Source organism: Campylobacter sp. US55 (assembly GCF_004378955.1).
Taxonomy (GTDB): domain Bacteria; phylum Campylobacterota; class Campylobacteria; order Campylobacterales; family Campylobacteraceae; genus Campylobacter_D; species Campylobacter_D jejuni.
Window position 1 is genome coordinate 71,946 of the sequence record NZ_RYYF01000007.1, and the last position, 14,810, is coordinate 86,755.

15 protein-coding genes are annotated in these 14,810 nt (G+C 29.5%); 10 read left to right on the forward strand and 5 right to left on the reverse strand.

The genetic code is table 11. The features are described 5' to 3' along the window. Positions 1–7: 7 nt before the first annotated feature. From ELQ07_RS06005 to ELQ07_RS06025, 5 genes are all read right to left on the reverse strand, one after another. The gene (locus ELQ07_RS06005; RefSeq protein ID WP_134224876.1) at positions 8–763 is read right to left on the reverse strand and encodes an ABC transporter ATP-binding protein; all 756 of its coding nucleotides are present in this window, start codon (positions 761–763) and stop codon (positions 8–10) included. After that, entirely contained in the window at positions 760–1,698 is a 939-nt protein-coding gene (locus ELQ07_RS06010; RefSeq protein ID WP_134224877.1) for an iron chelate uptake ABC transporter family permease subunit, read from the reverse strand. Before ELQ07_RS06010 ends, ELQ07_RS06005 begins: the two co-directional genes overlap by 4 nt. Then, positions 1,691–2,659: an ABC transporter permease gene (locus tag ELQ07_RS06015; protein WP_134224878.1), complete on the reverse strand. Its 969-nt coding sequence runs from the start codon at positions 2,657–2,659 to the stop codon at positions 1,691–1,693. Before ELQ07_RS06015 ends, ELQ07_RS06010 begins: the two co-directional genes overlap by 8 nt. An 85-nt stretch (positions 2,660–2,744) precedes the next feature. After that, positions 2,745–3,734 carry a phospholipase A gene (locus tag ELQ07_RS06020; RefSeq protein WP_087684610.1) on the reverse strand — a complete coding sequence of 330 codons (990 nt, stop codon included), beginning with the start codon at positions 3,732–3,734 and terminating at the stop codon, positions 2,745–2,747. After that, complete coding sequence (locus ELQ07_RS06025) at positions 3,731–4,306, reverse strand: molybdenum cofactor guanylyltransferase (protein ID WP_134224879.1); 576 nt, start codon at positions 4,304–4,306, stop codon at positions 3,731–3,733. Before ELQ07_RS06025 ends, ELQ07_RS06020 begins: the two co-directional genes overlap by 4 nt. A gap of 61 nt (positions 4,307–4,367) precedes the next feature. Between ELQ07_RS06025 and ELQ07_RS06030 the strand changes: the two genes are divergently transcribed. From ELQ07_RS06030 to ELQ07_RS06075, 10 genes are all read left to right on the forward strand, one after another. Then, positions 4,368–5,675: an NFACT family protein gene (locus ELQ07_RS06030; RefSeq protein ID WP_134224880.1), complete on the forward strand. Its 1,308-nt coding sequence runs from the start codon at positions 4,368–4,370 to the stop codon at positions 5,673–5,675. A 1-nt stretch (position 5,676) separates the two neighbouring features. After that, positions 5,677–6,015 carry a hypothetical protein gene (locus tag ELQ07_RS06035; RefSeq protein ID WP_002855905.1) on the forward strand — a complete coding sequence of 113 codons (339 nt, stop codon included), beginning with the start codon at positions 5,677–5,679 and terminating at the stop codon, positions 6,013–6,015. 8 nt (positions 6,016–6,023) lie between these two features. Beyond that, complete coding sequence (locus ELQ07_RS06040; RefSeq protein WP_134224881.1) at positions 6,024–6,749, forward strand: phosphatidate cytidylyltransferase; 726 nt, start codon at positions 6,024–6,026, stop codon at positions 6,747–6,749. Continuing rightward, positions 6,746–7,816 carry a 1-deoxy-D-xylulose-5-phosphate reductoisomerase gene (dxr, locus tag ELQ07_RS06045; RefSeq protein ID WP_134224882.1) on the forward strand — a complete coding sequence of 357 codons (1,071 nt, stop codon included), beginning with the start codon at positions 6,746–6,748 and terminating at the stop codon, positions 7,814–7,816. Before ELQ07_RS06040 ends, dxr begins: the two co-directional genes overlap by 4 nt. 1 nt (position 7,817) lies before the next feature. Further along, entirely contained in the window at positions 7,818–9,212 is a 1,395-nt protein-coding gene (locus ELQ07_RS06050) for a M99 family carboxypeptidase catalytic domain-containing protein (RefSeq protein ID WP_134224883.1), read from the forward strand. Then, positions 9,209–10,216 carry a tRNA (adenosine(37)-N6)-threonylcarbamoyltransferase complex transferase subunit TsaD gene (tsaD, locus tag ELQ07_RS06055; protein WP_134224884.1) on the forward strand — a complete coding sequence of 336 codons (1,008 nt, stop codon included), beginning with the start codon at positions 9,209–9,211 and terminating at the stop codon, positions 10,214–10,216. The genes ELQ07_RS06050 and tsaD overlap by 4 nt, the downstream gene beginning before the upstream one ends. After that, entirely contained in the window at positions 10,217–10,732 is a 516-nt protein-coding gene (locus ELQ07_RS06060) for a prepilin-type N-terminal cleavage/methylation domain-containing protein (RefSeq protein WP_134224885.1), read from the forward strand. After that, the gene (locus ELQ07_RS06065; RefSeq protein WP_134224886.1) at positions 10,733–11,974 is read left to right on the forward strand and encodes a DUF2920 family protein; all 1,242 of its coding nucleotides are present in this window, start codon (positions 10,733–10,735) and stop codon (positions 11,972–11,974) included. Positions 11,975–11,983: 9 nt separating this feature from the next. Then, positions 11,984–13,810, forward strand: coding sequence for a motility associated factor glycosyltransferase family protein (locus ELQ07_RS06070; RefSeq protein ID WP_096702873.1), 1,827 nt, complete (start codon positions 11,984–11,986; stop codon positions 13,808–13,810). Positions 13,811–13,893: 83 nt separating this feature from the next. Beyond that, on the forward strand, positions 13,894–14,810 hold a 917-nt coding region (locus tag ELQ07_RS06075), incomplete at its 3' end, for a flagellin hook IN motif-containing protein (RefSeq protein WP_279586068.1).

Here is a 14,810-nt window from a genome sequence, read left to right on the forward strand (position 1 = left end):
CTCCTTTTTAAAAATAAATACAAATTTTCTTACCATCAATTTGACTTACAGGTATATCCATATCATAAATTTGTTTTAAATTTTCTTGATTGATGATTTCATCTTTTGAGCCTTGTTTTAAAAGCTTCCCATCTTTTAAGGCTATGATTTCATCAGAATAAATCGAAGCAAAATTAATATCATGTAATACAACAGCTATACTTTTGTTAAAGTCTTTGACTAAATTTTTCATTAGTTGCATGATTTGTACACTATGCTTCATATCAAGATTGTTTAAAGGTTCATCAAACATTATAAATTCAGTATCTTGGGCGATGATCATAGCTATAAAAGCTCTTTGTTTTTGTCCTCCGCTTAATGTATCTAAAAATTCATTTTTTAAGTTGCTAAGTCCCATGTATTCTAAAGCTTCATTGATTTTGATTTTATCGTTTGCATTAAGTCTTCCTTGAGAATGCGGAAAACGCCCAAAAGCGACTAATTCTTCAACTTTTAATCTTAAATTGATATTGTTTTGTTGTTTGAGAATGGAAATTTTTTGTGCTAAGATTTGCTCTTTATAGTCTTTTAAATTCATTCCATCGATATAAATTTCTCCACTACTAGGTTTTATTAAACGACTTGCTAGAGCTAAAAGAGTGGATTTTCCAGCGCCATTGGCTCCTATTATAGAAGTGATTTTGCCTTTATGAAAATCAAGGCTAAGATCTGAAATAATGGCTTTATTATCATAAAATTTGGTGATATTTTTTAGTTTAATCATAATTTATTACCCTTTAATACAAGATAGATAAAATATATCCCACCTAAGAAATTAATAACCACGCTTATAGTGGCATTATAATCAAAAACTCTAGAGACAAAAAACACCCCTCCAAGCAAAGCTAAAATGCTAATGAGTATGCAAGCACTTAGTAAAATACTATGCTTTGCAGTTTTAAATAGCTCATAAGTGATATTTACCACCAAAAGCCCTAAAAAGGTTATAGGACCTACAAGTGCGGTGCTAATAGAAGTTAAAATAGCTATGATAATCATCAATTGTTTTGAAATTTTTTGATAATTTATCCCTAAATTTATCGCTAAATCTTTGCCTAAATTTAAAGGATCTAAAAATTTCATATAGCGAAAAATCCATATAAAACTTAAAAAGTTAATAATATAAGCAAGAATTAAAACATCAAAAGCAATATTATCAAAACTAGCAAACATTCTTCCTTGTATTACCATGAATTCATCAGGGTCGATTAGCACTTCAAAAAAAGAACTTAAAGTGCTAAAAAGTGTTCCAAAAACTAAACCTAAAAGCATGATAAGATAAATACTTCTATCGCTACTAAATAAAATTTTATAAAGTCCTAGTGAAAAAACCACCATACAAACTAGAGTGATTAAAAAATTGATATCGTTTTTATAAACACTTAAATTAGCCGCACCAAAAGAAAAGATAAGAGCACTTTGAAGCAACATATATAAAGAATCTAATCCTATGATAGCAGGGGTTAGAATTTTGTTATTGCATAAAGTTTGAAAAATCACTGTTGAAACAGCGATACAAATAGCTACTATGATAATAGCCGCAATTTGTAAAAAGCGACTTTTTAAAGCATACTCATCAAAGCCATTTAAACCCACAAGTATAAAAATCCCTATCATACCAAGTGTTAAAAAGCTTAAAATTAGCATTTTTTTACGCATAAACTTTCCTTTTTAGCAAAAGAAAGATAAAGATTAAAGATCCTAAAACACCTGTAGTGATGCTTAAAGGCATTTCAAAAGGAAAGATGACAAGTCTTGAAATGATATCGCAAACAAGTAAAAACAAAGCTCCACAAAGTGCTATATAGATAAGATTTTTTCTAAGATTATCACCTAGATAAAGAGCTACTAAATTTGGGATAATTAGCCCTAAAAAAGGGATAATCCCAACGCTTACAATCACTAAACTAGTGATAATGCTTACAATCATCAAGCCTAAAAATAATATCCCATTATAAGAAATTCCAAGATTTAAAGCTATATCTTCACCCATGCCAACTATGGTAATTTTATGAGCTAAAAAATAAGCAAGTATAAAAAGTGGTAAAGAAATGTAGAGCAATTCATAATTTCCCTGCATAACATTTGCCATACTGCCTTGTAGCCAGCCTTGGATATTTTGTATATAATTTAAAGCATAGGCAAAAAAAGTGGTTATAGCACTAATAATGCCTCCAAACATCAAGCCTATCAAAGGTACAAAAATCACATCTTTGAGTTTGATTTTTCTTAAAATTTGGATAAATATAAAAGAACCCAAAAGTGCAAATACAGAAGCAATGGTAGCTTGAGTGAAAAAAGATGCTCCAGAAAAAAATATTAAAGAAATAAGTATGCCAAATTTAGCACAATCCATAGTCCCTGCTGTAGTTGGAGAAACGAATTTATTTTGCGTGAGTTGTTGCATGATAAGCCCACATATACTAAGACTCATTCCTGTAAGTAAAATCGCTATAACTCTAGGAATTCTTGTGAGAGTTATGATTTCTAATTGAGTGGAGTTAAGATTAAGAATATCTTTTACATTGATACTGATAACTCCTATAAATAAACTTATCATTCCAAAGAATAAAAGTAAAGCTATAAGCACTTTTAAACTCAATATATGCTTAAAAAACAAATCTTTCCTTATAGTAATAATAATTATCAAAAATGAAATTGTAATGAAAATTGTTTTAAGAAATGATAAAACTACAAAGGATATTTTAGTAAGAAATCAAAAATCCAGTGGAAAGTCTTTGCAAGTGTTTGTTATAGTCTATAAGGCTTTCTCCATAGCCATTAAAGTATTGTAAATACCAATAAATTCCGTTATTAAAAATATCATATCCTAGATCAACTTGTATAGCGCCTTTGTTATTGTGGAATTTAAGATTGTTTCTTAACATAAGATTGATAAAATAATCATCACCCAAATACGCTAAATTCACATCAAAATTTCCCATATAATGCAAGATGGCAGGATTATCATCATCTTTTTTGCTTTCAGGAATTCTATACCAAAGGCGTGGAACAAATAAAAATTTATTATATAAAATAGTTGTAGATACATAAATTCTATTCCATGAGCGAGATTGCAAATTCTCATCTCCCTTGCCATTGCTTTCATGCAATATACCTACACGTAGATTGTTAAAAAATTCATAATCTTTAAGATACAAAGGAAAATCTATAAAAAATTCTGGCTGATAGTTGGTTTCTCTAAAAGGAGAAGAATGCTCATAAATTTGCCACCAAGAAGTTTGAGTATAGGCTATATAATATTTTTCATCCAATCCTAGCAAATTTTCAAAAAGCCTTTTTTTAATGCTAAGTTGAAATTTAGCTTCACTTTTATTGTGATTTTCTTCTAGAGAGTTAAAACTATAAGCCAAAGGTAGAAAATAATTCATTTTATAAGCACTAATGCCAAGAGGGTTAAAGTATTCATCTTCTTCAAGATAATTTGCCAAAGCAAGACGAGCAAAATCTTGTCTTTCTTCTTTGGTTGCAATGATGGATTGTTTTGTTTGTATAATTTGATTGGTTTTATTTTGTTCTTGAGAAATTAAAACAGATGAATTTTTTAAAGCGAGTTTTTTGTAAATTTCCATAGCTTTTTTATAATCGCCTTGTTTTTCATACTCTAAAGCTTGTTGTAAATCACTAGCCCATATAAAAACACATAAGCTTAAAAATAAAGCAATTTTTCTCATTTTAACTCACTTTTAAATTTTTCATATTCTTCATAAAAATTAAGATTTAAAAAAGCATTTTCATCTTCAAATTCTACAAATTTGGTTTTAATCCCAGAAAATAAAAGTCCTATTTTTTGTTCATTTTTTTCTAAGAATTTTTTACAAGTTTGAGCTAAAGAGCTGTGATAAAAGCCACATAAGGGATGTTTATGTAAAGGGGTTTTAGCTATGATTATTTTATAGTTTTGCTCTAAAAAAGGAAGCATTTTTAAAAGCTCATTTTCACCTATTTTAGGACTATCCACACTTAAAACAAAAACAAATTCATTTTTAAAATTTGAAAGTATAGAGTAAAGCGCAAGCATAGGAGAGTAAACTTCAAATTCTAAAGAATCTTTTATCAAGCTAAAATGGTTTTCAAATTTATCTTCTTTCGCACTCACATAGACATTTTTAAAAATTTTAGAAAATTTCTCTACTTGAAATTGAGTTAAATTTTGATTTTTAAGAATCAATTTGCTTTTATCTTGTCCCATACGACTAGATTTGCCACCACATAAAATCACACAATTTAGCTCATTAAGCTGCACAAATTTCCTTTTTTAATGTAATTCTACCACAAATTCGCCAAAATATTTTATAATTTCTTTTATGAAATACACAGAACTTTTACAATTGCAAACTTTTTTTTCTCAGTTTAAAAAAATCGATTTTATCAAGCGTATCAATGATAATATTTTGGAATTAAGCTTTGATAGAGAAAGATTTATTTTCGATCTTACTCGTGCAATGAGTGCGATTTATACAGCTAAAATTAATGCAAAAAATTATAATGCACCTTTTGATTTTATGCTTAAAAAGTATTTTAGCAATGCTTTTATAAAGGAAGTTAAAGTCCTTGAAGGCAATCGTATTTTATGTTTTAGTGTAAAAGCTAATAAGGCTTATAAAAGCTATGAGAGCAAAATTTATTTTGAATTTACGGGTAAAAATACCAATGTTATTCTTACAGATGAAAAAGATTTGATCATAGAGGCTTTAAGGCACATTGATAAAAGTTATCGTGTCGTAAAACCTAATGTGATTTTAGAGCCTTTAAAGCCTTATAAAATGGATGAAAATTTTGAAGAAATTAAAGACTTTGCAGATTATTTTTCTCGCAAATTTACAAGCATTTATGAGAGTAAAATCAAACAAATAAAAAATTTAAAACTTACACAAGTAGATAAAAAAATACAAAATTTACAAGAACTTTTTTCTAGTTTAGATGAAGAAAATTCTTTACTCTTAAAAGCTTTAGAATACAGAAAAAGGGCTGATGTATTGTTTGCAAATTTGAGTGTTTTAAAAGATTATGAAAGGGAATTTAAGCTTGATGATTTTGAAGGCAAAGAGCTTGAATTTAAGCTTGAATTTAGTCCTAAGCAAAGTGCTAATTTATATTATAAAAATGCTAAAAAATTAGAACAAAAAGCTAAAAATTTAAACATACAAAGACAAAATTTAAAAGAAAAGTTAGATTTTACCTTGAGTTTGAAAGAATTATTGCTTCAAGCTAAGAATGAGATAGAGCTTGAAATTTTACTACCTAAAAAAAATAGCAAAAAAAATCAAGATCATAAACAAGAAGATCTTGTGGCAAATTTTTATTATAATGAGTTTAAAATTTGCGTGGGTAAAAATGAAAAAGGCAATGAATTTTTACTTAAAAATGCTAAAAAAGATGATTTGTGGCTTCATGCAAGGGATATTCCTAGTGCACATGCTTTGATTATATCAAACAAGCAAAAAATCAGCCTTGATGTGATAGAATTTGCTGCAAGGCTTTGTCTAAGCTTTTCTAAGTTAAAGAAAGGTTCGTATTGGGTCGATTATACCTTAAAAAATTTTGTTAAGGTTCAGCAAAAGGCGTTTGTAAATTATACAAATTTTAAAAGTATTAATATCACAAAGGATTAAAATGCCAGTTAGCCCATTAGGAAATGTCAATTATATAAATCAAAATATGGCTTATCCAGCTACACAAGCAAGCAATGAGCTTGCAAAAGAAGGTTTTGCAGCTACGCTAAATATGGCTGAATTTAATGAAAAAGAAAAAACTTTGAACAAACTTGAAAAAGTCAATGAGACTCATGAAATCAAAGAAGAGATCAAAGAAAAAGCCGAACAAGAAGAAAAAAAGAAAAAACACAATCAAGAAGCTAAAACCAGCGATGATGAGAAAAATGAAGAAGATGAGTCTAAAGATCCAAATTTTAAAGACGCACAAAGCATTCATCGCTTAGATATTAGTATATAAGGAAAAATATGTTTAATACAACTAGAATTATTTCAGCTCTTGTGATGATAGGGGCTATTATTATTATCGCGTTGATTGATCAATTTTTTATCAATTTTATCGTTTTTACGGTTTTATTGTATCTATCTTTTAGTGAAGCAAAAAAACTTTTTGCTTTAGAAAATATTTCTATTATCCCTTTGGCTATAGCTTTTATTTTGGGAAGTTTATCGCATAAAGCTTTGCTTTTTGGGATTTTAGCTTTGTTATTAGTCGTTGGATATTTGGTTTATAAAAAGGCTTCCTTAAAACCAGCTCTTATTTATATTTATCCTAGTTTGCCTATTTTAGCACTTTGGCAAGTGTATTTAGATCAGGGTATGTTTGCACTTTTTTGGCTTATCATTATTGTTGCAGCTTGTGATAGTGGGGCGTATTTTATCGGAAAACTTATGGGTAAAACTCCTTTTTCTCCAACAAGTCCAAACAAAACCTTAGAAGGTGTTATAGGCGGCTTGATTTGTGCGAGTATTATTGGAACTATTTTGGGAGTTTTTGTTTATAGTTTTTGGCTTTCTTTACTTTGTTCGTTTTTTGTAGCGGTTTTTGCAGTAATTGGAGATTTGCTTGAGAGTTATTTTAAAAGAGAAGCAGGTGTAAAAGATAGTGGAGATCTTATCCCTGGTCATGGGGGCGTGCTCGATAGAATCGATGCAGTGATCATTACTGCTTTTGCGATGGTTGCTCTTTTATGATACTTTTTGGAAGTACGGGCAGCATAGGAGTAAATGCTCTTAAACTTGCTGCTTTAAAAAATATTCCTATTTCTGCTTTAGCTTGTGGGGATAATATAAAGCTTTTAAATGAACAAATCGCAAGGTTTAAACCTAAATTTGTTGCCATAAAAGATTTAAAAAATAAGTATTTAGTTAAACACGATAGAGTTTTTATAGGACAAGAAGGTTTAGAGCAAATTTTAACAGAATGCCAAGACAAACTTTTGCTCAATGCCATTGTAGGTTTTGCAGGACTTAAAAGCACTTTAAAGGCTAAAGAACTTGGCAAAAACATAGCCTTAGCTAACAAGGAAAGCCTTGTAGTGGCGGGGAGTTTTTTAAAAGGAGCTAAATTTTTACCCGTTGATAGTGAGCATGCGGCTTTAAAATTTTTACTCGAAGGTAAAAAAAATATAGCAAAACTTTATATTACAGCAAGCGGCGGAGCTTTTTATAGGTATAAAATCAAAGATTTAAATCAAGTCAGTGTCAAAGATGCTTTAAAACATCCTAATTGGAATATGGGAGCAAAGATCACTATAGATAGTGCGACTATGGCAAATAAGCTCTTTGAGATTATAGAGGCTTATCATTTATATGATTTTAAAGAAATTGATGCTTTAATAGAACCAAGATCTTTAGTGCATGCAATGTGTGAATTTAAAAATGGAGCTAGCACGGCGTATTTTTCAAAAGCAGATATGAAATTAGCTATTTCAGATGCTATGTTTGAAAAACAAGATACGCCTATTTTAGAGGCTGTTGATTTTAGCAAAATGCCTGCTTTAAAATTTCATCCAATCAGCACAAAAAAATATCCTATTTTTAAGCTTAAAAATGCATTTTTAAAAGAGCCAAATTTAGGTGTTATCATCAATGCTGCTAATGAAGTCGGTGTTTATAATTTTTTAAAAAATAAAAGTCGATTTTTAGATATTGCTAAATGCATTTTTAAAGCCCTTGATCATTTTGGAGTGCCTAAAATTTCAAGCATAGAAGAGGTTTTTGAGTATGATTTTAAAACAAGAGAGTATTTAAGGAGTTAAAATGAAATTTTTTTTAACAATTTTATTTTTTATAACAAGTATTTTTGCTTTAGAACTAGACTTTAGTGTAGGAGAAAATGGGAAAAGTCTAGATGATAATAATACGGTTTTAATTTTTGGTGGAATTCAAGGCGATGAGCCTGGTGGATTTCATGCGGCAAGTTTGCTTTTGAGTGATTATAATATCACTAAGGGTAAGATTATAGTGGCTCCAAATTTAGCTTTTGATAGCATTATCAAGCGTTCGCGTGGGAATAATGGGGATTTAAACCGTAAATTTGCAAGTATTAGCCCAAAGGATCCTGATTATAAGAGAGTTCAACGCATTAAAGAGCTTATTTTACTTCCTGAAGTTAGTATGGTGATCAATCTTCATGATGGTTGGGGTTTTTATAAACCAATCTATATCGATGCGATGCGCAATCCTAAGCGTTGGGGAAATTCAAGCGTGATTGACACAAGCGAAATCAATGCAAGCAAATATCCTGATCTTGAAAATATCGCCACTCAAACTGTAAATAGTGTCAATTCTTCACTTGCTGATCCAAAGCATGCTTATTATCTTAAAAACACCAAAACTCAAGAGCTTGGCGATACGGAAATGCTTAAAGCTTTAACTTATTTTGTGATTTCAAATCACAAAGCTGCTTTTGCAAATGAAGCGAGTAAAAATCTACCTGTAAATTTAAGAGCTTATTATCATCTTTTAGCTATTGAAAATTATTTAAAAACTGCAGGAATTGAATTTAGTAGAGATTTTGAACTCACTCCACAAGGAGTTGATAAAGCTATAAATAAAGAGCTTGAAGTAAAACTTTTTGATGATAGAATTTTACTTTCTTTAAAAAATCCAAGAAAGGTTATCAACTATGTGCCTTTTCCGGTAAATAAAGAGTTAAATTATAACACAAGCAATGAACTTACCGCTGTTATCGCAGAAGGAAATTCTTTTTATATCCAGTATGGCAATCGTTTTCAAACAAGATTATATCCTGAGTATTTAGAATTTAGTGATGCTTTTAATGAAGTAACTTTTCAAGTTGATGGTAATGAAACCTCAGTTTCTTTTGGAACTAAGGTAAAAGTAAAAGAGAATTTTCTTATCCCAAAGATAGCTAATGTGCGTGTAAATATCATAGGCTTTGATCATGGAAAAGATGAAAGTGGTATTTTAGTCCATAAAAAAAATATGCAAACACAATACTCTTTAGATATGGCAGGTAAAATTTATAGAGTGGAATTTTATGAGTTAAGAGGGACGAATTTGCAACAACTTTTAGAGGCAAATACCAATAGTAAGTTGATCAAAAATGCTAAAAATTTGGATTTAAACACTCTTAAAATGGCAAGATCAAAAGATAAATTCTTAGGTTCTATTTTAGTGGAATTTGAATGAAAAATCTTATCCTAGCTATAGAAAGTTCTTGCGATGATAGTTCTATAGCTATCATTGATAAAAATACCTTAGAGTGTAAATTTCATAAAAAAATTTCTCAAGAATTAGAACATAATATCTATGGGGGAGTGGTGCCTGAACTTGCTGCAAGACTTCATAGCGAAGCTTTACCAAAGATACTTAAGCAATGCAAAGAGCATTTTAAAAATCTTTGTGCCATAGCTGTGACAAACGAACCCGGGCTTAGCGTTTCTTTGCTCAGTGGAATTTCTATGGCAAAAACCTTAGCAAGTGCTCTAAATTTACCCTTAATTCCTATAAATCATCTTAAAGGTCATATTTATAGTCTTTTTTTAGAAGAAAAAATTTCTTTAGATATGGGAATTTTGCTTGTTAGTGGCGGGCATACTATGGTGCTATATCTTAAAGATGATGCAAACTTAGAGCTTTTAGCAAGCACAAATGATGATAGCTTTGGAGAAAGTTTTGATAAAGTGGCCAAAATGATGAATTTAGGTTATCCTGGTGGGGTCATCATAGAAAATTTAGCAAAAAATGCCAAACTTAAAAATATCTCTTTTAACATACCTTTAAAGCATTCTAAAGAACTCGCTTATAGCTTTTCAGGGCTTAAAAATGCAGTGCGTTTGGAAATCTTAAAGCATGAAAATTTAGGTGATGATATAAAAGCTGAAATAGCTTATGCCTTTGAAAATACAGCTTGTGATCATATCATGGATAAATTAGAAAAAATTTTTAATCTTTATAAATTTAAAAATTTTGGTGTTGTAGGCGGAGCTAGTGCAAATCTTAACTTGCGTTCGCGTTTGCAAAATTTATGTCAAAAATATAATGCAAATTTAAAACTAGCTCCCTTAAAATTCTGCTCCGATAATGCTTTGATGATAGCAAGAGCTGCAGTTGATGCTTATGAAAAAAAGGAATTTGTAAGCATAGAAGAAGATATTTTAAGCCCTAAAAATAAAAATTTTTCAAGGATATAGATGAGAAAAGCTTTTACTATATTAGAACTTGTTTTTGTGATTGTTATCTTAGGAATTTTAGCCGCTATTGCCTTGCCAAAGATGAGTTCAAGCAAGGATGAAGCTGAAGTTAGTAAGTCTTTAAATAACCTTAAAACTTTGATCAATGATATAAGTATTTATACTTTAAAAAATGATCATTTAAGATCTATAAAAACGATGAGCAATGTAAGTGGGGTTGAAAATGTTGATCTTAGTAATTTTAACGGCACAAAAGAAGTAAATTTTCGCGTAGGCGATGATAAAGAATGCTTAAAACTTGTTTTTATAAATAAAGCGGATTTTATACTTATGGGAATTTCAAGCAATGAAGCAAGTAAAAATGCTATCATCAACGCAGCCAATCAAAGCCATGAAGATTTAGAAAATGTAGACTTTACGAGCTCTTCTAGCAATAAAGCTTGCGTGATCTTAAGCAAGAATGAAAATTTTAAAAATCTAGCGAGCAAAACTTATCTTTTAATAGGAGGAAGGTAAATGTTAGTGAGTAAAACTTATGAGATTGACTCTTGTGATGATGTAGAGCTTGGTATAAAAAGAGAGTCAAAGCTTGAATTTAAGCTTTGGTATGATGATGAAAAAACACCCAAAGCTTTGGTATTTGTGGTGCAAGGTATGGGCAATGATATATCATCGATCCAATATGTTGGTGATTATATGGTAAGGCAATTTAATGCTGCTGTGGTTGGAGTAAATTACCATTGCATAGGTAATCGTCCTCAAACTGGATCAACTTTTTATCTAGATGATATAGACAAGCTTATTTTAAAAACAAGTTGTGAAGCTGTAGATATAAAGCTTCCTTATAGTGTTGATAAAATTCAAAACTATGAACAAATGAGTGAGATTTTTCATTTTGTAAATAATCAAATTATCAAAGGCAAACAAAATGGTAAATTTATGCCAAATTATTTTTTAAATTTGCATGTAAGTTTGCAACCAGCAAAAAATGAGTATCAAAATTTTGGAATCATGCAAGCTCAAGATCTTTTAAATGTTGCACTTTATCTTAAAAAACATGCTCCTTTTGATACTATGGGGGGGGGTATACCAGTTATCATGATAGGTAGTTCTCATGGAGGGTATTTAGCACACTTAGCGGCTAAAATTGCTCCTTGGCTTGTAGATGGAGTGTTGGATAATTCTGCATACGCTAAGTTTTTATGGAGAGTTGTAGGTTTTGGCAAGGAAGTAGATTTTATGCAGTATTCAGAATTTGCTACTTTTGATTTTTTTCAGCATATTAAAACATACTGTTCGACAAAAACTTTTTGGACAAGTAATTCTTCATCGCCTCGTTTTTTTTCTCCCGCAAGAAGAAAAATTCGGAATCTTTTAGAAGAAGATCATCTTTTAGAGCAATCAAAATGTTCAAAAACTCGCTTTATAAGTTATCATTCATTATATGATGAGTATGTTTCTTTAAAAGAAAAAACTATGCTTTATGAAGAGCTTGAGAAACTTGGTTTTGATGCAACTTTGCATTCTATTACTAAAGAATCTCAAGTTGATGGAAAATTTATTAAAAATTTAAATCATGGTATGGGAATTCCGGTAAAACTTTTGATTAGGAAAGAACTTCCTTTAATACTAGAAAAAATAAAACAAAATCCAAAAAAAGATTGTAAAGAAAAATGTATCTCTTATTCTTGCGAGGATTTATTGTATCAATTTAGCGAAAAAGATGACAAAATATCACTAAAAATAGATAAAATTTAAGGAAGGCTAATGACCATACTAGAAAAAAACATACAAGCTTTATTAAGTGGGGTAAATGAACCTTTAGGAAATAAACTTTTAAATTTCATACAAAATAAAACTTGTTCTCGATTTAATATAGATGAAAATTTAAATATCTTTGATAAAACTCATAATGTTTTTATGTATGAAAATTTAGAAGAAGAATTAAATTTTTTCTATCAAAGTATTTTAGAAAAAACTCCTAGATATCCTTTTATATGTATTTATGGCATAGGCAATGCTTTGCTTATTAAAAACTTAACTAAACACTATAAACATCTTTTTGTATTTGAAAGTGAGATAGAACTTTTTATCTTGGCTTTAAGCACAATAGATTTGAGCGAAGAGCTTTGTAGTGGAAAAATTTATCTGGTGGATGTTGAAGAAGAGAAAGTTAATATACAGCTTAGTATATTATTTGATCAAAAAGATATGTTTGAATATCTGAGTCTTTATGAAATGTTTATAAATTCTTCTTATTATGAAAAGTATTTCATGGATGATATTATAAAAATAGACCATATAGTGTATGATAACATCAATCTTGTTATTAGAAATTTGGATCCAGAATGTAAATTATCATTAATTTGCTATGATAATTTTATACAAAATATTCCTTTAATGTTAAAAAGTATTCCTTTTCAAAGGATTATTCAAGAAAGAAAAAATAAATTTGAAAATTGTATAGTAGTTTGTGCTGGACCTAGTCTTGAAAAACAAATTCCGCTTTTAAAAAAATATCAAGAAAATTTTGTGATTTTTTGTGCGGATGGAGCTTTTCCTTTGCTTTATAAAAATGATATTATTCCCGATTATATTATAAATGTGGATTTTCAAGAATATCCTATTGAATTTTTTAAAGATATTAAAAGAGAAAAATTATCAAAAAGCCTTATTTTATTAGCTTCATCTACGCATTCTAAAGTTGTTTCTTATTTGGAAAATAATTTTCATATATCTTTATTTTTAAGCAGAGATGCTCTTTATCAGCATATTAATATTCCTAGTTTTGGATATTTAGAAACTGGAACTCATGTTGGACATACTTGTTATGCTTTAGCTTTGGCTTTAAAATTTAAAAATGTTATTATAATAGGTCAAGATTTGGCTTATTCTTTAGATGGTAGTACGCATTTTTCAGATTTTAAGTATCAATCAAATTTTGAAAAAATTAAAGATTTTAGATTTGAAGTTAGTGCTTATGGTGGAAAAGATAAAATTACAACTAGAATAACTTGGAATGACTATAGAAAAAAGCTGGAAATTTTATTCGCAAATAATACTCAAGTAAATTTTTACAATGCTACTGAAGGAGGAGCTAGAATAGCATTTACAAAAGAGCTTAATTTTGAGCAGTGTTGCTTGAAATTTGCAAGTCAAAAAGAAAAAAGTTTAAAAATTCCGCAAGTTTTAACTTCAAATAGAAATGAAAAACTTTATAAAAAAGTTTTAGAAATTTTAAAAGAAGATTTAAATAATATTAATGAAATTTTAGATAATGCAAAATTTTTAGATAATGCTTTGGAGAAAATTTTATTAAGCGAAAAAAATTTACCTTTAGAATTTCTACATCAATGTTATAAAAATATACAATTTTTTAACTCCTTTTTGGAGAATAGTTTCATTTTTAATGATGGGGTTCTTAAGGGAATCTTTTTTAAAAGAGGGTTTGAGTTGAGTAAAATTATTATTCAGAAAATTCAAAAGGAAGAAAATTATTTGTATTTAATTGTTAAAGTTTATAAAGATTGGCTTATTTTGCTAATTGAAAAATTAAATATTAGAAAACAAAGTTTAGAAAAATTATTTCTATAAAAGTATAAATTTTTTAAAAAAAGTAACGATATAGGGTATAACAAGTTCATGGATGAGCTTGAATTTATTTAAAAGGATTTAAAATGGGATTTCGTATTAATACAAATGTCGCAGCATTAAATGCAAAAGCAAATTCAGATCTAAACGCTAAGAGTTTAGACAGTTCATTAGCAAGACTTAGTTCTGGTCTTAGGATTAACTCCGCAGCAGATGATGCTTCAGGGATGGCGATAGCAGATTCACTTCGCTCTCAAGCAAATACTCTAGGTCAAGCAATCTCAAATGGTAATGATGCTTTGGGTATCTTACAAACTGCAGATAAGGCTATGGATGAGCAACTTAAGATCTTAGATACTATTAAGACTAAAGCAACTCAAGCCGCTCAAGATGGTCAAAGTCTAAAAACAAGAACCATGCTTCAAGCAGATATTAACAAACTCATGGAAGAACTTGATAATATCGCAAATACCACTTCATTTAACGGTAAGCAGCTTTTAAGCGGTGGTTTTACTAATCAAGAATTTCAAATCGGTGCAAGTTCAAATCAAACCGTTAAGGCAACCATAGGTGCAACCCAGTCTTCAAAAATCGGTGTTACAAGATTTGAAACAGGTTCTCAAAGCTTTACTTCAGGTGTAGTAGGACTTACTATCAAAAACTATAATGGTATAGAAGATTTTAAATTTGATAATGTTGTGATTTCAACTTCTGTTGGAACAGGTCTTGGGGCTTTAGCTGAAGAGATTAATAGAAATGCTGATAAAACAGGAGTTAGGGCAACTTATGATGTAAAAACTGTTGGAGCTTATGCTATAAAAGAAGGAACTACTTCTCAAGACTTTGCTATCAATGGGGTTGTAATCGGTAAGGTTGATTATAAAGATGGAGATAATAATGGTTCTTTGATTTCGGCTATTAATGCGGTTAAAGACACAACCGGAGTTCAAGCTTCTAAAGATGAAAATGGTAAACTTGTTCTTACTTCAGCTGATGGTAGAGG

Excerpts from the sequence above, each read along its gene's own strand:
- ELQ07_RS06005 (WP_134224876.1), bottom strand. The coding sequence starts at position 763 with ATGATTAAACTAAAAAATATCACCAAATTTTATGATAATAAAGCCATT.
- ELQ07_RS06010 (WP_134224877.1), bottom strand. The coding sequence starts at position 1,698 with ATGCGTAAAAAAATGCTAATTTTAAGCTTTTTAACACTTGGTATGATA.
- ELQ07_RS06020 (WP_087684610.1), bottom strand. The coding sequence starts at position 3,734 with ATGAGAAAAATTGCTTTATTTTTAAGCTTATGTGTTTTTATATGGGCT.
- ELQ07_RS06030 (WP_134224880.1), top strand. The coding sequence starts at position 4,368 with ATGAAATACACAGAACTTTTACAATTGCAAACTTTTTTTTCTCAGTTT.
- ELQ07_RS06035 (WP_002855905.1), top strand. The coding sequence starts at position 5,677 with ATGCCAGTTAGCCCATTAGGAAATGTCAATTATATAAATCAAAATATG.
- ELQ07_RS06040 (WP_134224881.1), top strand. The coding sequence starts at position 6,024 with ATGTTTAATACAACTAGAATTATTTCAGCTCTTGTGATGATAGGGGCT.
- dxr (WP_134224882.1), top strand. The coding sequence starts at position 6,746 with ATGATACTTTTTGGAAGTACGGGCAGCATAGGAGTAAATGCTCTTAAA.
- ELQ07_RS06050 (WP_134224883.1), top strand. The coding sequence starts at position 7,818 with ATGAAATTTTTTTTAACAATTTTATTTTTTATAACAAGTATTTTTGCT.
- tsaD (WP_134224884.1), top strand. The coding sequence starts at position 9,209 with ATGAAAAATCTTATCCTAGCTATAGAAAGTTCTTGCGATGATAGTTCT.
- ELQ07_RS06060 (WP_134224885.1), top strand. The coding sequence starts at position 10,217 with ATGAGAAAAGCTTTTACTATATTAGAACTTGTTTTTGTGATTGTTATC.
- ELQ07_RS06065 (WP_134224886.1), top strand. The coding sequence starts at position 10,733 with ATGTTAGTGAGTAAAACTTATGAGATTGACTCTTGTGATGATGTAGAG.
- ELQ07_RS06070 (WP_096702873.1), top strand. The coding sequence starts at position 11,984 with ATGACCATACTAGAAAAAAACATACAAGCTTTATTAAGTGGGGTAAAT.